Source organism: Providencia sp. PROV_01 (assembly GCF_053098325.1).
Genome location: NZ_JBRFKD010000002.1, coordinates 213,279 through 232,042, shown reverse-complemented (window position 1 = coordinate 232,042; position 18,764 = coordinate 213,279). Strand labels below are relative to the sequence as shown.

Genomic DNA, 18,764 nt, shown 5'->3' with positions numbered 1-18,764 from the left:
TGTTTATAAGATGATACTAAAAACTGCATAATTTAACTGAATTATTACATTTTTATGGTTTTTATTTCTATGAATTTAGCTTTTTAGCTATTTTTATTTGATTTTGCATGGGGCGATAATTGTAGGAGAAATACATGATTATTTGTGGGGATTTAATATTTCAGTAATGTTAAATTCTGTGGTTGATATTTAAGCTATAATTTTCATTATATTAAAAATTAATTTATACCATTAACCGTTAAATATATTTATTGCGGTAAGATAAACTTGAATATAGAAGATAATAACACTGGTTTTATTATGGATATGTGGGTCGGAAAACTAATCAGTTTCGATATCACGTCAATGTATTTTTGTAAAAAACAGAAACTCTTTTGTAAACAATAAATATAAATAGCCAGTTCCGGATAATTGATGATCTTTATTTTTAAGCTAACTAAAGTAGTGCTAGCTAACCAATAGCATATCACGAGCGACAAATCACATATGCTTTCTGAGCGGCTTGTAGGCACAATGAACGAAACAGATTCATGTATTGGATTTATTTCAATATAGATAGGAACCGCCATATACGGAGCCGTACATACATTGGTGTGAAAGGATGGCGGAGTGATCCCGCCTTCTGCTCGATTAGTGACTTGCTTTCTACTGATCCCATCTTTTCCATTCTTTTTTTGGCGTGATGAACTCACGAATTTTACCATTGGCTTTTAAGCTAGCAATTTTCTTATTAGTTGCCTCTTCTTGAGCTAATTGTTCTGGAGTCGGTGGAATATACTGGGTTGCATTTAAATAGAAAGCCCTAGTGCCGCCATTAAGTTTGTAACCACTGATTTTAGAAACCATAGTATCTTTGGTTCCATGTTGTTCTGCATACTTGATTAAGCCATCAGCAACTCCCTCTTTCCATGGTTGCATGTCGTAGTAAGGCACGGCGTTTTTTAAGGATAAATACTCACTAAGTGACTGATCACCGCTCATCATGCCGGAATCAGCCAAGCACATGAAATCCTCAAAAATATTTTTGGGGAGGGATTCAGTTACAACAATATTAATTTGTCGGTTTCCAGTACCTTTAAGCTCAAAAAGTTTTTCTAATTTCCCTTGTTCTGTATCTGCAAGATATAATTGTGCTTTTGAAAATAACATTGGCGAACCAAATTTCCCTGCTTCTTTTTTTGTCAGTATTTCTTGTATGGCTGAGGAAACAGTTTCTTTACCGTCAAAGTAGTGTTTTGTATGCCTAACAAATTCTTCTATATTGAAATTATCACGATAGCAATTGGCTAGCTGGCGTATCACAATAATAAAATTTGTATCTTTATTATCATGCTGTGTCTCTATAAGTTTATTAGTTATGAACAATTGTGCACTGTGCATGGGGAGCTTGGCTTGCCGGTACACAGGTTCAGCACTGAGATAGGCTAAATAGTGGTGGGTATCTTTTGCTAACGATAAATTATAACTATCCATTAAGTTGGATAACTCATATCTGAAACGGTGTTTAATATTATCTATCTGTTTCTGTTCTGTTGCTAAATAACCTATCCCATTATTTAACCCTAAGTTATAAGCGTGGATATTTTTAAACCCATTATGATATAGGTGCTTTATACATTCTCGTAGTTTACTGTCTTGAGGAAGGACATCCATTTCATCAAGGATCATTACTTTTTGTTTGTTAAAATCAAGATATTGACATAGCCGCGTGATGCAAAACTCAATTTGTTGAGATTCCAGTGTGCTAATTGGAGTAATAATAAGTAATGGATTTCTCAATTGGTCAATTGAATTAAAAGTGGGGTCATTTAACGACAAATTACGATAGTCCATTTTTGCAATATCGTCAGCATTCATTGAAATTATGGATACTCTGCAGCCATCATTTAATGCAATGTTTGCGACTTTATTACCCAGTGCTTTATCGCCACCTCCATTCATATAGGGATTAATAATCACGACATCCCGTTGTTCAAATGATCCAGTAGGGAATGCGGCTGTTTTAATCGAGGTGGATGGTGAAGTATTCACCGAAGAGATATTGGACTCAACTTTCATATTTAATACTCATTGTTGGAATTTTTCGGTTTCAATGAGTTTAACTAAGTGGAATTAGGAAACTTTCATAAAGCAATGTCGTGATGTACTTTTAAAAATATATCACGACATTGAGGGGCTAAGGCCTAACGCCTAAAGTATGGCAGATAGCATAGGTGAGCTCAGAACGGTTCAATGTGTAAAAGTGGAAATCTTTTACGCCTTCACGGCTAAGAATTTTAACCATGTCCATGGCAATGGATGCACCGACAAGATTACGGCTTTCTGGGTCATCGTCTAATCCTTCATACATTTTGCTCATCCACGCAGGAATGCGTACGTTAGTCAGTTTAGCAAAGCGCTCAAGTTGGCGAAAGTTAGAGACCGGTAAGATCCCCGGTACAATTTCCACATCAATGCCAGTTGCGACACAGCGGTCACGAAAACGTAAATAGCTTTCAACATCAAAGAAAAATTGAGTAATTGCACGGTTAGCACCCGCATCAATTTTCTTTTTTAAACTAATTAAATCGGCTTGAGCACTTTTGGCTTCTGGGTGGACTTCAGGGTAGGCAGCGACAGAAATATCAAAATCCGCCTCACCTTTTAGCAACTCAACCAAATCAACGGCATACATATCTGGTTTACGGCTGTTGTCAGGTAAATCACCACGCAGAGCAACAATATGACGAATACCATTATTCCAATAGTCACGAGCAATGGCTTTCAGTTCATCAGGGCTTGCATCAATACAAGTTAGGTGAGGGGCGGCAATTAAACCGGTTTTATCTTTAATATCTTTGATGATGCTGTGCGTTCTATCACGTTCACCGGAATTCGCACCATAAGTCACGGAGACAAATTTAGGTTTCAGGTTTTTGAGCCGATCGATGGATTTCCATAGTGTCTGCTCCATCTCTTCACTGCGAGGTGGGAAAAATTCAAATGAAACATTAATTTGGCCATCTAACTCAGCTAAATTTTGATTTAGCGCTTCGCGCTGATTTGCGTGAAAAAAGCTCATACCCTGTAACCTCGCAATTTGCAGACTAACTATTTTTTGTACGTTATTATATCCATTTGTGCGTCTATACGTTTAGACGTCTAAAAGAAATTACCAGATCGGTATCAATAGTCAATACTTAAATTAAATTATGACGCTGAGGTTTTTTCAAAGGCAACAGGAAAATAATTCATGATAAAAAAACGCGACTCTTTTCAGTGTCGCGCTTGAATCTATGATTAGTCAGATTTACTCAGTGAAACAGAAGTGCTCAATCATTTGGCTAATTAATTGGCGAGTAGGCTCAATAAAGCGCATATCGATAAATTCATCAGGTTGATGTGCTTGTTCAATAGAACCAGGGCCAAGAACCAACGTTGGACACAGTTCTTGGATAAACGGTGCTTCAGTACAGTAATTCACGGTATCTGCTTTTTGCCCTAACAATTGCTCAATCACTGCGACCATTTTGTGGTCCGTTGGGCATTCATAGCCAGGGATCGGCGGATGCATGGATTCAACCGTCAAGCGACCTGGCCAACGGGCACTAACCGGCTCAAGAGCTTCATTAAGTAGTTCATCTAAATCTTGCAAAGTTAACCCAGGTAGCGGACGAATATCCATATGTAATTCACAACAACCACAAATTCGGTTGGCTGCGTCACCACCATGAATATGACCAAAGTTCATCGTCGGGTAGGGAATGACAAATGCAGGGTTGTTAAATCGTTCTTTTAACGTATTTCGTAAGTCCATTAGGTGGGAAATAGACTCATGCATCAATTCAATTGCATTGACGCCACGTTCTGGGTCACTAGAGTGCCCCGATTGCCCAGTAATGCGGATAGCATTTGATAAATGCCCTTTGTGCGCGCGAATCGGTTGTAACGATGTTGGCTCGCCAATAATTGCAAAATCTGGTCTTAATGTTGTACTGGCTGCAAAATAACGCGCACCAGCCATCGATGTTTCTTCATCTGCTGTGGCTAATATATGCAGTGGGCGTTTGAGTTGTTTTAAATCCATATCGCGTAACGCATCAATAATAAAAGCAAAAAAGCCTTTCATATCTGCGGTTCCGAGCCCATATAACTTGCCGTCATGCTCTGTCAGCTCAAACGGGTTTTTGCTCCAACGCCCATCATCAAAGGGCACGGTATCGGTATGACCGCATAGCATCAACCCACCATTTCCTTCGCCAATGGATGCAAGCAAATTATATTTATCACGCGTTTCCGGTACAGGTTGAATGTTGACCGAAAAACCTAACGTCTCCAGCCATCCACCGAGAAGTTCCACCAGAGCTTTATTGCTCTGATCCAAATGAGAATCAGTCGCACTAATCGACGGAATGGCAATTAATTGACGATAAATCTCAATAAATGCAGGTAATTTAATATTCACTGTTGACAGCCTTTATCCATAATAGTATCAATATTCATGCACTTTATTTGAATAAAAATACACATTAAACTGTTTGGGTCACGAGTACAAGGTAGAAAGCATATGTTGAACACACTCATTATCGGGGCCAGTGGCTATACTGGAGCAGAATTAGCCGCTTATTTGCAACGCCATCCGGAAGTTAATCTTCAAGGATTGATGGTATCGAAGCAAAGTGCGGATGCAAATAAACGTTTTTCTGATTTACACCCTCAGTATAAAGGCATCATCGACCTTCCCGTTCTGCCATTAACCGATGTCGCGGAAGCAGCGAAAGGTATTGATGTTGTTTTCCTTGCCACGGCACATGAAGTGAGCCATGACATTGCACCTCAGTTTCTTGAAGCGGGCTGCGTAGTGTTCGACTTATCCGGTGCTTATCGTGTTCAAGATCCTGCGTTTTATACGCAATACTATGGCTTTGAACATACAAATACTGAATGGCTAATGCAAGCAGTTTACGGTTTAGCAGAATGGCAGGCTGATAAAATTCATCAAGCACAATTGATTGCAGTACCAGGGTGTTACCCAACGGTTTCCCAATTAGCACTTAAGCCATTGATTGAAGCAGATTTACTGGATGAAGCTATGTGGCCAGTCATTAATGCCACTAGCGGTGTTTCCGGTGCAGGCCGTAAAGCCTCAATGACCAACAGCTTTTGTGAGGTGAGTTTGCAACCTTATGGCCTCTTTACGCATCGTCACCAGCCAGAAATCGCGACTCATTTAGGGAGAGAGGTTATTTTTACACCGCATTTGGGTAATTTCTCTCGAGGCATTCTGGCAACGATTACTTGCAAAGTAAAAACGGGTGTGACGGCAGAAAAAATCACACAAACGTTTAAAGATGCCTATCAAAATAAACCATTAGTGCGGTTATATGAAAAAGGTGTTCCTGCATTGAAATCGGTAGTCGGTACGCCGTTTTGTGATATTGGCTATGTATTGAAAGGTGAACACCTGATTTTAGTGGGTACAGAAGATAACCTACTTAAAGGTGCAGCAGCACAAGCCGTTCAGTGCATGAATATTCGTTTTGGTTTTGCTGAAACTCAGTCTTTACTTTAAGAAGGATTAACCCCATGCAACCCTTAGTGATTAAATTGGGCGGAGTGTTACTTGATAGCATCGAAGCGCTTGAAAAATTATTTACAGCTATCCAAACCTATCGGCAAGCTCATCAACGCGAATTGGTGATTGTGCATGGTGGTGGTTGTTTAGTTGATGAATTGATGCAAAAACTGCAATTACCCGTGGTTAAAAAGCAAGGGTTGCGAGTCACGCCAGCAGACCAAATCGATATTATTACGGGGGCATTAGCAGGCACTGCGAATAAAACATTATTGGCATGGGCAACGAAGTATCAACTTTCGGCAGTAGGTCTTTCTCTCGGTGATGGCCAAAGTGCCACGGTGACGCAACTAAACGAAGAATTAGGCCATGTCGGTAATGCTAAACCTGGTGATGCAAAATTATTGAAATTATTGTTGGGGGCGGGTTATTTACCCATTATCAGCTCTATTGGTATCACACCAAAAGGTGAGTTGATGAACGTGAATGCGGACCAAGCCGCAACCGCTATCGCCCAAGCATTAAACGCAGATCTGGTCTTATTGTCCGATGTGAGCGGTATTTTGGATGGTAAAGGCCAAAAAATTGATGAAATGACGACGCAAAAAGCGCAAAAGTTAATTGAACAGGGAATTATTACTGACGGAATGATTGTGAAGGTCAATGCAGCATTAGACGCTGCGGCAGCCTTGCAACGTTCTGTGGATATCGCAAGCTGGCGTCATGCAGAACAACTTCCCGAACTGTTTAATGGAACAGCAATCGGAACACGGATCTTGGCATCATAAATGAGCCATGGAATAACAATATTAATTGAGCGGATAGGTATGTTATGAAAAAGGGCATTAAAAAGATTGTATTAGCATATTCAGGTGGTCTGGATACATCAGCAATTATTCCATGGCTAAAAGAAAACTATGATGATTGCGAAGTCGTGGCCTTCGTTGCGGATGTGGGGCAAGACCGTGAAGATTTAGTGGGCGTTGAGAAAAAAGCCCTGCAATCAGGTGCATCTGAATGCTACGTAGTGGATTTACGCGAAGAGTTCATCAAAGAGTATATTTACCCTGTATTAAAAACAGGTGCATTATATGAAGGTAGCTATTTATTAGGTACGTCAATGGCTCGCCCAATTATAGCTAAAGCGCAAGTCGAAATTGCCTTAAAAGTAGGGGCAGATGCTGTTGCCCATGGCGCAACAGGTAAAGGTAATGACCAAGTGCGTTTCGAAAGCACCTATACGGCATTAGCACCACAGTTACAAGTCGTTGCACCATGGCGTGAGTGGGACTTACGTTCCCGTGAAGCACTGCTCGATTACCTGAAAGAACGTAATATTCCAACAACAGCCAGCTTAGAAAAAATCTATAGTCGTGATGAAAACGCATGGCACATTTCTACTGAAGGTGGCGTATTAGAAAGCACATGGAATGCGGCAAACCAAGATTGTTGGGTATGGACTGTCGACCCGCAAGATGCACCGGATGAAGCTGAACTGGTTACCGTTGGTGTTAAACATGGCGAAGTCGTTTCGGTGAATGGGCAAGCATTGTCCCCACTTGGTTGTTTAGAAACATTAAATACTTTAGGTGCAAAACACGGAGTGGGTCGTATCGACATCGTTGAAAACCGTTTAGTCGGTATGAAATCTCGTGGTTGTTATGAAACCCCGGGAGGCACCATTATGATGGCTGCTCTACGTGGTATTGAACAACTGGTTCTTGACCGTGACAGCTACAAATGGCGTGAGCAACTCGGTTTAGAAATGTCATATGTGGTTTATGACGGGCGCTGGTTTGCACCATTACGTCATTCATTACAAGCTGCTGCGGAGTCATTAGCACAAGATGTGACAGGTGAAGTTGTTCTGAAATTATATAAAGGGCAAGTGACTGCGATTCAGAAAAAAGCAGATAAGAGCTTGTATTCAGAAGAGTTTGCCACATTCGGTGAAGATGAAGTTTATGACCACAGTCATGCAGGTGGGTTTATTCGTCTTTACTCGCTATCTTCACGTATCCGTGCGCTGAAAGAACAAAACAAAGCGAAATAAATCAAATAGTAGTCCCCCGGCAGCCAAGACCGCTGTCGGGGTTAAAAACTTATTTTATCAATCAGGTAGGGATTAGTTATGGCACTTTGGGGTGGACGTTTTAGTCAGCAAGCAGATCAACGGTTTAAACAGTTTAATGATTCACTGCGTTTCGATTATCGCTTGGCGCAACAAGATATTATCGGCTCAGTCGCATGGTCAAAATCACTGGTAACAGTTGGTGTATTGTCTGATAGCGAACAACAAACTTTAGAACAAGCACTAAATGCCTTACTTAAAGAAGTACAAGATAACCCTGAAATTATCCTGCAAAGTGACGCAGAAGATATTCATAGCTGGGTTGAGGGTCAACTGATTGATAAAGTCGGTGATTTAGGTAAAAAATTGCATACAGGCCGTAGCCGTAACGACCAAGTCGCAACAGATTTAAAACTGTGGTGTAAAGACCAAGTTGCATTGCTACTTGAAGCGGTAACAGAGCTACAAAAAGCGCTAGTGCTGACTGCGGAAAATAATCAAGATGCCGTGATGCCAGGTTATACGCATTTACAACGTGCCCAGCCTGTCACTTTTGCACATTGGTGCTTAGCTTACAGTGAAATGTTAGCGCGTGATGAAAGCCGTTTAAAAGATACACTAAAACGCTTAGATGTCAGCCCATTAGGATGCGGGGCATTAGCAGGCACGGCTTATGATATCGACCGTGAGCAGCTGGCATCATGGTTAGGTTTTGCTTCGGCAACGCGTAATAGCTTAGATACCGTTTCAGATAGAGACCACGTGCTTGAACTATTATCCAACGCAAGTATTGGTATGGTTCATTTATCCCGCTTTGCTGAAGATTTAATTTTCTTTAATAGTGGTGAAGCTGGTTTTGTCGAGTTATCAGACAAAGTGACATCAGGTTCATCATTAATGCCACAAAAGAAAAACCCAGATGCATTGGAATTAATCCGCGGAAAATGTGGGCGTGTCCAAGGGGCGCTAACAGGTATGATGATGACCCTTAAAGGATTGCCTCTTGCGTATAACAAAGATATGCAAGAAGACAAAGAAGGGTTATTCGACGCATTAGATACTTGGTTAGATTGCATGCATATGGCTGCGTTGGTGCTTGATGGTATTCAAATTCGCCGTAGTCGTTGTGAAGATGCGGCGAAGCAAGGTTATGCCAATGCAACTGAGCTTGCTGATTACCTCGTTGCTAAAGGTGTTCCATTCCGCGAAGCGCATCATATCGTGGGTGAAGCGGTTGTTGCAGCAATTGGGCAAGGTAAAGCTTTAGAAGAAATGGCTCTCAGTGATTTGCAAAAATTCAGTGACACTATTCAGTTGGATGTCTATGAAATTTTATCGCTACAATCTTGTTTAGATAAGCGGTTAGCAAAAGGTGGGGTATCTCAGAAGCAAGTGGCAAGTGCTATTGTGGAAGCAAAAAAACGATTAGAACTGTGATTAGTTGTAGAAGAAAAAATGGGGGGTAGTATGACTACCCCGATTCCCATAACGCGTTTGTTTTTAAATATATTTAATGGTTAGCATTCCGAGTTGTTTTTCTTCATTCACCCAGTTATATGAATACTCTCCTCTACCTTCATTGATTACCTTCCAACCTTGAGTATTTGCAACATCATTCAAGTTTATTTTGCTGGCAACCATATCAGATTGGTTATTTAAGCAATTCAGTGTGACATGATTGTCGGTCACTTCATTAAAGCAAGACGGAAATACGACTGCCCCAGAGAAATGAATAACCCCATTTTGTTGGTCATTACTTGCATAAGCATGAATAGATGCGGTTGTAGCGAGTAACAATACACAGAGTGAACGAAGGCCAAATTTTTGAGTTTTTGTTAATAAATTTTTCATAATAGTATCCCGTCATTGATTTTTGATTAATCAACTTGCTGTATGTTTAAATTAGATTTGTGTGCGATTAAATAAGAATAATAATAATGAACTGATATTCCTTGGTGTTTTTGATGTGGGAATTATAAATTTAAAAACACTATTTAGGTGTAAAATTAAAAAAGGAAATGTTTAAAAATATAAAGAAAACAAAATTACTCTCATTGTAATTTAAAGTTATCCATTTGTATTTTGGTGGTTAATAAGACTGTGCATTAAGAAATTTGCAGTGTTTTGTTTTATTATTTGTGTTTTCTGTTAGTTTTTATAGTTGGATTCTCTAGTGATTTTCTGTTGTTATCAATCTGTAATAGTGATTAAAATAAAATTTAACAAAATTAAGCTGCAATTTACATTTACTTTTATATAAAAACTTACAAACTTTAATAGAGAGTGAAAGGAAAGATAACAAAATGTTTCTTTTGTTTGAGATGAATATAATAAATATTTGTATGTTTTAATTAATTCAAAACTGATGAAGTGTGACTAAATACATATTAAATTCTAATAATTTGGTTATTTTAGTGATATTCACTAAATGTTAAAATAAAGTTGATTTTATCTATTATGTGAATTAATGACACAAATAGTCTATATTTTTTGAGGAGAATGTTGGGATTTTACTTGGCAACGTTAGGATGTAATTTATTGAAATTTTATTCTAAAAAAACACGGTTAATGCTTTTATTAGGAATGTTATATTGAAATGCTAATGGTAAATGAATTTAATCATTAATTAACTATTCTCTCTGTTGAAGAGTCAGGAATGAGATACATTTTATTTCTAAATATTACACTTTGTTTCATTATATTGCGTGTATCCTTCAAAAAATGAGGTTTTCCCCCTATTTTTCAATTTATCAATAGATAAAACAAAACAATATCGATATAGTGATTGGTATTATCTATCTTTGGTTTGACAGAGAATTCACGAAAGGAAAAGAAATATGAATATTCGAGATTTAGAGTACCTCGTCGCACTCGCCGAACATAAACACTTTAGACGTGCCGCGGATTCTTGTCATGTTAGCCAACCTACTCTTAGTGGCCAAATTCGTAAATTAGAAGAAGAACTTGGCGTGATGTTGCTAGAAAGAACTAGCCGTAAAGTTCTTTTTACTCAACAAGGTTTGTTATTGGTTGAGCAAGCCCGTACTATTTTGCGTGAAATTAAAGTATTACAAGAAATGGCAGCCCTCCAAGGGGAAAGCATGTCAGGGCCATTACATATTGGTTTAATTCCAACGGTTGCGCCGTATCTATTACCTCATATTATTCCGCAATTGCACCAAGCTCACCCTAAATTAGAAATCTATTTGCATGAAGCGCAAACTCAGCAATTATTAGCTCAGTTAGACAGTGGTAAATTAGATTGTGCCATTCTTGCGGAAGTAAAAGAAACAGACCCTTTCATTGTTGTACCGTTATTTGAAGAACCCATGAAATTGGCTATCTATGAGAGTCACCCATGGCATGATCGTGATACGATTGAAATGAGTGAATTGTCAGGTGAAAAACTATTAATGTTAGAAGATGGCCACTGTTTACGTGACCAAGCAATGGGCTTTTGCTTCCAAGCGGGTGCTAAAGAAGATACACACTTCAGGGCAACGAGCTTAGAAACGTTAAGAAATATGGTGGCAGCAGGAAGTGGAATTACACTTTTACCTGATTTATCGGTGCCAAATGAAGTTTGTCGTGATGGGGTATGTTATTTAAATTGCATTGAACCTGAACCGAAACGAACTATCGTATTAGTTTATCGCCCGGGTTCACCGTTACGTGGGCGCTATGAACAATTAGCGGAGACCATCTATAACTCAATGGATAACTATTATAAAAATAGGGTTTAGGGTTAAGCTACCAATATTATTTTTTAGTTGATGATGGTTGCCAGATTATTGGCAACCATTAATCACTCAATAATTAAAAGAGTCGATTTAAACCATTTAAAGCTGCAACACGGAAAGCTTCCGCCATCGTCGGGTAATTGAACGTCGTATTGACGAAATATTCGATAGTATTACCTTCACCTTTTTGTTCCATGATAGCTTGGCCGATATGGATAATTTCAGCCGCTCTCTCACCGAAACAGTGAATGCCTAATATCTGTAATGTTTCTCTATGGAATAATATTTTCAAACTACCGACATTCATACCTGCGATTTGTGCACGTGCTAAATGTTTAAACTGTGCCCGGCCAACTTCATAAGGCACTTTCATTGCGGTCAGTTCTTGTTCTGTTTTACCAACTGAACTAATTTCAGGAATGGTATAAATCCCTGTTGGAATATCTTCCACTAAATGTGCATTACCTAAACTACCCCCAATGGCTCGGGCTGCAATTCGGCCTTGGTCATAAGCTGCAGAGGCCAAACTTGGGTAGCCAATGACATCACCAACAGCATAAATATGTTCATTAGTGGTGCGATACGCTTTATTGACTTTAACTAAACCGCGGCCATCTGCTTCGATCCCGACATTAGCCAGGCCTAAGCTATCAGTGTTACCGGTTCTTCCGTTCGCATACAGTAAACAGTCCGCCTTGACTTTTTTACCTGACTTCAGGTGAACAATAACGCCGTCTTCAACCCCTTCGATTTTTTCATATTCTTCATTATGGCGAATAACAACACCACTATTCCAAAAATGATACGACAAGGCATCTGACATTTCTTGGTCAAGAAAGGCCAAGAGATGATCACGGGTGTTGATTAAGTCAACTTTAACCCCTAACCCACGAAAAATAGATGCATATTCACAGCCGATAACACCTGCACCATAAATAATCACATGGCGAGGTTCATGGGTTAGGTTGAGAATAGTATCACTGTTGTAGATTCGAGAATGGTTGAAATCAACGTCAGAAGGGCAGTATGGACGAGAGCCAGTGGCAATGACGATTTTATCTGCACTTAAAACATCACAACTTCCATCCGCGTAGCGGACACTGATATGTTGTTCATCGATAAAGGTGGCTTCACCCGAAAACATTTGGCAACCATTACGTTCGTAAAATCCTTGGCGCATGCGTGTTTGTTGGCTAATTACCGTTTCAGCATGTCGTAGAATTTCGGAGAAAGAGGAGCTTAAGCTACGGGAGTTATCACTATAAAGCGGGTTTTGGTTGAATTCGATAATACGACTAACAGCATGACGGAGGGCTTTTGAGGGAATGGTTCCCCAGTGGGTACAGCCTCCGCCGACATTATTATAACGTTCTATAACAGCAACGTTTTTTCCTTGTTTCACTAGCCCCATGGCGGCGCCTTCACCACCAGGACCGGAACCAATGACTATTGCATCAAAATGGGTAAGTTGCATGAGGTAAGACCTGCTCTAAAACAAAATGACAACAAGATGTTATCATTAGTTGGTTATTTCACCTAATTTCCTCGCTGTCTTTCAAATCGATACAACGTTGGCGACATTCGCTTACTCTAGTCACATACTTATATATACTTTCAGGAGTTCGCTTGTTTTGTCGCCTTATCTCAATTTGAAATTCTTAGGAGAAAATATTTTAGTTCAAGAGCCTCAGAAAAATACCTAAATATAATTCATGGGTTCATAAAGTAGGGGTTTGCTGAAGTATTGTTTAGTGAAAGGTTGGTAGTATATCAGCGTTAAAAAACTAATTGAAAAAAGGCTAAGTTAAATTCTGAAAATGAGTAAATTGCAGCGATAGTCGCTTTTTCTCCAAAACAGTTTAATTATTTTCAGGTATGCTAGGCGAAGAGTAATACTTATTACATTGACCTTCCATGATAAGAAATTAGGATCACCGTGAGCAACACAATTGGCATTAGAGCAAAACAAAAAGAAAAAACTCGGCGTTCACTCGTCGAAGCCGCATTTAGCCAATTAAGCGCTGAACGGAGCTTTACTAGCCTCAGTTTACGGGAAGTTGCACGTGAAGCTGGGATTGCACCGACTTCATTTTACCGTCATTTCAAGGACGTTGATGAACTTGGGCTGACGATGGTTGACGAAAGTGGCTTGATGTTACGCCAGCTAATGCGCCAAGCAAGACAGCGTATTGCAAAAGGCGGGAGTGTGATCCGTACATCAGTCTCAACTTTTATGGAGTTTATTGGTAATAACCCTAATGCCTTTAGGTTATTATTGCGGGAGCGTTCGGGAACATCTGCGGAGTTTCGTGCAGCGGTCGCTCGGGAAATTCAACATTTTATTGCGGAATTGGCCGATTACCTTGAACTTGAAAGCCGTATGCCTCGCCATTTTACTGAAATGCAAGCCGAGGCCATGGTAACGATTGTCTTTAGCGCAGGAGCGGAAGCGCTAGACATTGATGAAGAAAAACGCAGGAATCTCGAAGAACGGCTGGTATTACAGTTAAGAATGATCGCGAAAGGCGCCTATTACTGGTACCGCCGGGAACAGGAAAAACAAAATCAAACTGACCCAGACCTTACTAAATAATAAGGAGAATCAATGACGGATCAAAAAAGTTATGAAAGAAGCACATTATTGCTAGCCTTTGTGATTGGCCTTGCAACCCATGGGACGTTTTCAACGCTGTTTAACTCGTTGGTCGACTTTTCATTTTTTCCAATTTTAACCCTAATATTGGCTGCGTATTGTTTACACCAGCGCTATTTACATCAAGCCATGCCGATGGGGTTGCCAAAATTTGTTGCTGGTAGTTTTTTTATTGGCCTATTTGGTTATGCCGCGATTTTACGCGTTCAAAACCCTGAAATAGGCTCTAACTTTATCCCAGCAACCTTTATTGTCATTATCGCATTGTGGATGTACTCAAGCTGGAAAGCACGTAAGAAAGAAAAAGCGGAGCTGGCACTTGAGCAAGAAGTCGAAAACTAAGTTTAGACGACTTTTCTATTAATAAGGCGCCGCAGTAAAATGCGGCGTTTTTGCTTTTAATAACCGAGTTTTCAGCCAACTAATAGCGGCTCAGTAATACCCCACTTTCCATATGATGGGTATACGGAAATTGGTCGAATAAGGCTAATTTCTCTATTTTATGCGTTTTAGTCAGCTCAACTAAGTTATCGCATAGCGTTTCTGGGTTACATGAAATATATAGGATATGGTCATAACCCTGAACTAGCTTCACTGTTTCTGCATCTAAACCACTGCGAGGCGGGTCAACGAAAATGGTATTGCACTGGTAGTCTGCTAAAGAAATACCCTCTAGGCGCCTAAATTCACGAGCACCTTGCATGGCTTGGGTAAAATCCTCTGCAGACATACGAATAATTTGTACATTTTCAATATTATTGGCTTCGATATTATATTGAGCCGCAGCCACGGAAGGTTTTGCAATTTCAGTGGCTAATACGCGTTCGAAGTTTTGCGCTAATGCCAATGAAAAGTTTCCATTTCCGCAGTAAAGTTCTAATAAATCCCCCGTCGAATTCTGTGTTGCCCCAATTGCCCATTCCAACATTTTGATATTGACCTGTGCATTAGGCTGCGTAAAGCTATTTTCGACTTGGCGATACACCATATTTTTACCCATTACCGGTAATATTTCATCAACATAATCATTGTCTAACATGATTTTTGTTTTTGACGCTCGGCCGATTAATTGCACATCAAAGCCTTGTTCAACTAAAACGGCTTTTAAGGCTTTTGCCTCAGCAACCCACTCTTCACTGAGTTTTTTATGGTAAAGCAGCGAAACAATCAGCTTATTACTTAGCGTTGATAAATAATCAATTTGAAATAATTTATGACGCAGTAATTCATTTTGCTTAATTAACGGCAATAACGCTGCCATCATGTCATTAATTAACTGACTTGCGACAGGGAACTGGTCAACACGGACCCTTTCTTTAGTTTCCTTATCAAACATAATATGAAATAAATCGTCATTATCGTGCCAGACGCGAAATTCAGCGCGCATCCGGTAATGCGACTTTGGTGATGAAAAAATTTCAGGTTCAGGTGCGTTAAAAGGAGCCATCATCGCCTTTAAGCGATCCGTTTTTTCTACGAGCTGTTGTTCGTAGTCGTCAGTGTGCAAGGTGTTTGGCATGTTTGGCTCCATAAAACAGTAATAAATTCGTATCAGGAGCGAAATTGTAGGGAATGCGGCGAAGATGTCCAGTTTTCATTATCCATCCGTAGACACTCATAACTATTCAACTTACGATAATGGCTGTGGTTTAGGGAACTTGGTGTAAGTCCAAGACTGACGCGCAACGGTAATTAAGGTATCCCCGTCATTCTTCAAGCTACATGGGTGTTGGCATCGCTCAGCTACCCTAGTCACATACTTCAGTATGCTCCTAGGGATATCTTCGCTTGCCGCCTACATGTCACTTGAATTATTTAGGGGATATAACAGGTCGAATTTTCATTTTATATATCGTTTTTATTTCATATATAGAAACCCAACTTGTTACTTTATAAGTCCGATACCTGCCACGCTACCAATCGCTTTGTTGAATATCTGCGCGAATCTATATTCAACCTCGCGGAACATTAATTGAATTGATTTTCCGAGTGTAATCATAATGAATAATAAAAAGTCGCTGCCGTTATCGGCCGCTGCGCTGGCTGTATTGTGCGCTACTTCTTCTTTGGCAAGTGCAAATAATAAAACTGATCAAGTGGTTGTGTCCGCGAACCGCTTTGAACAACCCATCTCTTCTATATTAGCGCCAGTGACGGTGGTCACTCGTGAAGATATCGATCATTGGCAATCCAATACCGTGATAGATGTATTAAGGCGCCTGCCGGGAGTGGATATTGCGCAAAACGGGGGAATGGGTCAACAAAGCTCTCTATTTATACGAGGCACAGAATCACGTCACGTTTTAGTGCTGATTGATGGTGTTCGTTTGAATCAAGCGGGTATTTCTGGCTCTTCTGATATGAGCCAAATTCCTATCTCACTGGTACAACGTATCGAATATATTCGCGGCGCCCGCTCTGCGGTTTATGGTTCAGATGCGGTAGGTGGTGTGGTGAATATTATCACTCGCCGTGATAACGATGGCACAACATTGAATGCGGGTATTGGTTCGCATAGTTATCAAAACTATAACGGTTCGACTCAGCAAAAGATTGGTGAAAATACAACGGTAACTGCCGCTGCGGCTTATACGCATACCAAAGGTTTTGATTTAGCACCAAAAGAAGTTAGCCCAAGACAATATGATAAAGATGGCTTTTTGAGCAAGTCATTGTGGTTAGGTGTTGAACATCAATTTTCTTCAGAAATCTTAGCGTATGCAAGGGCGTACGGTTATGACAATCGAACGAGTTATGACGTATCAGAATATGCGGGAGTTAGTGTTGATACGCGTAAGCTTTATAGCCGTACTTATGAAACAGGTTTGAAATATCATCAAGGAAAATATTCATCATCATTGATGGGAAGCTATGGTTATTCAAAAGATTACAATTTTGATCCTAGAAAAGGGCAATATAGTGAATCTGCAAATCTTGATGAGTCTAAGCAGTACAATATTCAATGGGGTAATAGTTACCTATTAGATAAAGGTAATATTAGTGCGGGGATTGATTATCAACGCCAAAGTATTGAGCCTAGCAGCTACGCGATGATCAATGAAAAACAAACGTTAAATAACACTGGGATATACCTCACAGGGCAATATGCAATTATTGATTCAGTAACTGCAGAGGCCGCTATACGTTCTGACCATCACTCTGAATTTAATTGGCATACAACATGGCAATCAGGCCTTAGTTGGGAGTTTCATGAAGGTTACAAACTTGTTGGTTCATATGCAACTGCTTATAAAGCACCTAATCTAACTCAATTATATGCGTATTCTTCATCGGCATATGGAACAACGCTAGGTAATCCGAACTTGAAACCCGAGGAAAGTAAGCAGTGGGAGATTGGTGTTGAAGGAACAACGGGACCACTTTTTTGGCAGGTCAATGCATACCATAATGATATTGATAACCTGATTGCATATAAATCAGGTTATCCGACTAGCACTTATGAGAACATTGGCGAAGCTGAAATTAAAGGTGTTGAATGGGTTGGTGAGTTCGAAACAGGTATCCTTCATCACCAAGTTACCTATCAATATGTTGACCCTCGTAACAAAAAGACGGATAAGGTTCTTGAGCGACGGGCTAAGCAGCAAGTTAAATACCAGCTAGATTGGGCTATTGATAAAGTAGATATGGGGCTAACCTACCAATATATAGGCTCTCGCTATGATAATGACTATAGCCAATTTCCTTCTAGACGTGTAAAACAAGGCGGTGTTAGCCTTTGGGATCTCACAGCTGCGTATCCAATCACTTCACATCTCACAATTCGTGGTAAAATAGCTAATATGTTCGATAAAGACTATGAGACCGCGTATGGTTATCGCACCGCTGGAAGAGAATATTTCCTCACTGGAAGCTACAACTTCTGATAACACCCTATCTGTTCACCCGACCATTCTAGTGTTTGACTCTGGAGTGGGCGGGTTATCTGTCTATCGTGAAGTCAAAAAAATGATCCCGAATGCCCACTATATCTATGCATTCGACAATGAAGCCTTCCCTTATGGTGAAAAAAGTGAAGAGTTTATTATTGATAGGGTCTATCAAATCGTAAATGCAATTGCTGCAAAGCATCCTTTAACTATTGTGATTATTGCGTGTAATACCGCAAGTACGGTCAGCCTCCCTAATTTGAGAGCACATTTTACGTTCCCAGTTGTTGGGGTTGTTCCAGCCATTAAACCCGCAACTAAGTTAACGCGTAATGGCGTGGTGGGTTTATTGGCGACGAAAGGCACTGTAAACCGTGAATACACCAAAGAGCTGATCGAACGGTTTGCTACAGACTGTAAAGTGATTTCCCTCGGTTCTGCGGAATTAGTTCAACTCGCAGAAAGAAAGTTACATGGGGAAACCTTACCACTCGATGAAGTCGCTCAAACTGTTAGGCCATGGATTCGAATGCCAGAGCCGCCTGATACCGTTATTTTGGGTTGCACGCATTTTCCTTTATTAATAGAAGAACTCGAAAAAGTGCTACCAGATGGAACTCGATTCATTGATTCAGGTTCTGCAATCGCCAGAAGAACTATTTGGCTCATTAATAATCAAGCTGAAATCATCAATTCAGATGAGGAAAACTTCGCATATTGCTTATTAATGGATGACAACGTAAAAGGGTTACAACCAGTTCTCGAAGCCGAAGGGTTCAAAACGCTGCAAAAACTAGCTATTTAAGTTAAATTTGATGGAAAGCTGAGCGAACGAAAAAAAATATGAAAAAAAGGG

Annotated in this window: 16 protein-coding genes; 9 read left to right on the top strand and 7 right to left on the bottom strand. The window is 40.0% G+C overall.

Features of this window, described 5'->3' with window-relative positions; translation table 11 throughout:
• Positions 1-645 precede the first annotated feature (645 nt).
• The 3 genes from ACU696_RS01860 to argE form a co-directional block, all read right to left on the bottom strand.
• Positions 646-2,058: a hypothetical protein gene (locus tag ACU696_RS01860; RefSeq protein ID WP_209102605.1), complete on the bottom strand. Its 1,413-nt coding sequence runs from the start codon at positions 2,056-2,058 to the stop codon at positions 646-648.
• Positions 2,059-2,176: 118 nt separating this feature from the next.
• Positions 2,177-3,061 (bottom strand): methylenetetrahydrofolate reductase, encoded by an 885-nt coding sequence (gene metF / locus ACU696_RS01855; protein ID WP_004907080.1) that lies wholly within the window; start codon positions 3,059-3,061, stop codon positions 2,177-2,179.
• Positions 3,062-3,289: 228 nt separating this feature from the next.
• A complete protein-coding gene (gene argE, locus ACU696_RS01850; RefSeq protein WP_004907083.1) occupies positions 3,290-4,444 on the bottom strand; it encodes an acetylornithine deacetylase in 1,155 nt (384 codons plus the stop codon).
• Positions 4,445-4,546: 102 nt separating this feature from the next.
• On the opposite strand from argE, the gene argC reads away from it, so the two are divergent.
• The 4 genes from argC to argH all read left to right on the top strand — a co-directional run bounded on the left by argC (position 4,547) and on the right by argH (position 9,062).
• On the top strand, positions 4,547-5,551 hold the full coding sequence (gene argC / locus ACU696_RS01845; protein ID WP_004907086.1) for an N-acetyl-gamma-glutamyl-phosphate reductase: 1,005 nt from the start codon (positions 4,547-4,549) through the stop codon (positions 5,549-5,551).
• A gap of 14 nt (positions 5,552-5,565) precedes the next feature.
• Positions 5,566-6,342 carry an acetylglutamate kinase gene (gene argB / locus ACU696_RS01840; protein ID WP_004907091.1) on the top strand — a complete coding sequence of 259 codons (777 nt, stop codon included), beginning with the start codon at positions 5,566-5,568 and terminating at the stop codon, positions 6,340-6,342.
• A gap of 44 nt (positions 6,343-6,386) precedes the next feature.
• The gene (locus tag ACU696_RS01835; RefSeq protein ID WP_004907093.1) at positions 6,387-7,607 is read left to right on the top strand and encodes an argininosuccinate synthase; all 1,221 of its coding nucleotides are present in this window, start codon (positions 6,387-6,389) and stop codon (positions 7,605-7,607) included.
• Between the two features lie 78 nt (positions 7,608-7,685).
• On the top strand, positions 7,686-9,062 hold the full coding sequence (argH, locus tag ACU696_RS01830; protein ID WP_004907096.1) for an argininosuccinate lyase: 1,377 nt from the start codon (positions 7,686-7,688) through the stop codon (positions 9,060-9,062).
• A gap of 63 nt (positions 9,063-9,125) precedes the next feature.
• Here argH and ACU696_RS01825 read toward each other — a convergent pair whose 3' ends face one another.
• A complete protein-coding gene (locus ACU696_RS01825) occupies positions 9,126-9,476 on the bottom strand; it encodes a hypothetical protein (RefSeq protein ID WP_004907098.1) in 351 nt (116 codons plus the stop codon).
• Between the two features lie 986 nt (positions 9,477-10,462).
• Between ACU696_RS01825 and oxyR the strand changes: the two genes are divergently transcribed.
• Positions 10,463-11,368 (top strand): DNA-binding transcriptional regulator OxyR, encoded by a 906-nt coding sequence (gene oxyR / locus ACU696_RS01820; RefSeq protein ID WP_004907100.1) that lies wholly within the window; start codon positions 10,463-10,465, stop codon positions 11,366-11,368.
• 73 nt (positions 11,369-11,441) lie between these two features.
• Here the strand turns inward: oxyR and sthA are convergent, their stop codons facing one another.
• Positions 11,442-12,839, bottom strand: a complete 1,398-nt coding sequence (gene sthA, locus ACU696_RS01815) for a Si-specific NAD(P)(+) transhydrogenase (protein WP_004907101.1) — start codon at positions 12,837-12,839, stop codon at positions 11,442-11,444.
• A 462-nt stretch (positions 12,840-13,301) separates the two neighbouring features.
• Between sthA and fabR the strand changes: the two genes are divergently transcribed.
• Both fabR and ACU696_RS01805 read left to right on the top strand, forming a co-directional pair.
• The gene (fabR, locus tag ACU696_RS01810; RefSeq protein ID WP_109912974.1) at positions 13,302-13,958 is read left to right on the top strand and encodes an HTH-type transcriptional repressor FabR; all 657 of its coding nucleotides are present in this window, start codon (positions 13,302-13,304) and stop codon (positions 13,956-13,958) included.
• A 12-nt stretch (positions 13,959-13,970) separates the two neighbouring features.
• Positions 13,971-14,360 carry a YijD family membrane protein gene (locus ACU696_RS01805; protein ID WP_004907104.1) on the top strand — a complete coding sequence of 130 codons (390 nt, stop codon included), beginning with the start codon at positions 13,971-13,973 and terminating at the stop codon, positions 14,358-14,360.
• Between the two features lie 79 nt (positions 14,361-14,439).
• On the opposite strand, the gene trmA is transcribed toward ACU696_RS01805, so the two are convergent.
• Both trmA and ACU696_RS01795 read right to left on the bottom strand, forming a co-directional pair.
• Positions 14,440-15,537, bottom strand: coding sequence for a tRNA (uridine(54)-C5)-methyltransferase TrmA (gene trmA, locus ACU696_RS01800; RefSeq protein ID WP_198635185.1), 1,098 nt, complete (start codon positions 15,535-15,537; stop codon positions 14,440-14,442).
• Positions 15,538-15,648: 111 nt separating this feature from the next.
• Positions 15,649-15,774: a hypothetical protein gene (locus ACU696_RS01795; protein ID WP_421667221.1), complete on the bottom strand. Its 126-nt coding sequence runs from the start codon at positions 15,772-15,774 to the stop codon at positions 15,649-15,651.
• Between the two features lie 244 nt (positions 15,775-16,018).
• Between ACU696_RS01795 and btuB the strand changes: the two genes are divergently transcribed.
• Entirely contained in the window at positions 16,019-17,905 is a 1,887-nt protein-coding gene (btuB, locus tag ACU696_RS01790; protein ID WP_117163007.1) for a TonB-dependent vitamin B12 receptor BtuB, read from the top strand.
• Positions 17,850-18,713, top strand: a complete 864-nt coding sequence (gene murI, locus ACU696_RS01785) for a glutamate racemase (RefSeq protein WP_198635186.1) — start codon at positions 17,850-17,852, stop codon at positions 18,711-18,713. Before btuB ends, murI begins: the two co-directional genes overlap by 56 nt.
• Positions 18,714-18,764: the final 51 nt, after the last annotated feature.

Coding starts and splice junctions, on each gene's coding strand:
- btuB (WP_117163007.1), top strand. CDS start 16,019: ATGAATAATAAAAAGTCGCTGCCGTTATCGGCCGCTGCGCTGGCTGTA.
- murI (WP_198635186.1), top strand. CDS start 17,850: ATGGTTATCGCACCGCTGGAAGAGAATATTTCCTCACTGGAAGCTACA.
- metF (WP_004907080.1), bottom strand. CDS start 3,061: ATGAGCTTTTTTCACGCAAATCAGCGCGAAGCGCTAAATCAAAATTTA.
- ACU696_RS01825 (WP_004907098.1), bottom strand. CDS start 9,476: ATGAAAAATTTATTAACAAAAACTCAAAAATTTGGCCTTCGTTCACTC.
- argH (WP_004907096.1), top strand. CDS start 7,686: ATGGCACTTTGGGGTGGACGTTTTAGTCAGCAAGCAGATCAACGGTTT.
- sthA (WP_004907101.1), bottom strand. CDS start 12,839: ATGCAACTTACCCATTTTGATGCAATAGTCATTGGTTCCGGTCCTGGT.
- ACU696_RS01860 (WP_209102605.1), bottom strand. CDS start 2,058: ATGAAAGTTGAGTCCAATATCTCTTCGGTGAATACTTCACCATCCACC.
- oxyR (WP_004907100.1), top strand. CDS start 10,463: ATGAATATTCGAGATTTAGAGTACCTCGTCGCACTCGCCGAACATAAA.
- argC (WP_004907086.1), top strand. CDS start 4,547: ATGTTGAACACACTCATTATCGGGGCCAGTGGCTATACTGGAGCAGAA.
- trmA (WP_198635185.1), bottom strand. CDS start 15,537: ATGCCAAACACCTTGCACACTGACGACTACGAACAACAGCTCGTAGAA.
- ACU696_RS01805 (WP_004907104.1), top strand. CDS start 13,971: ATGACGGATCAAAAAAGTTATGAAAGAAGCACATTATTGCTAGCCTTT.
- argB (WP_004907091.1), top strand. CDS start 5,566: ATGCAACCCTTAGTGATTAAATTGGGCGGAGTGTTACTTGATAGCATC.
- ACU696_RS01835 (WP_004907093.1), top strand. CDS start 6,387: ATGAAAAAGGGCATTAAAAAGATTGTATTAGCATATTCAGGTGGTCTG.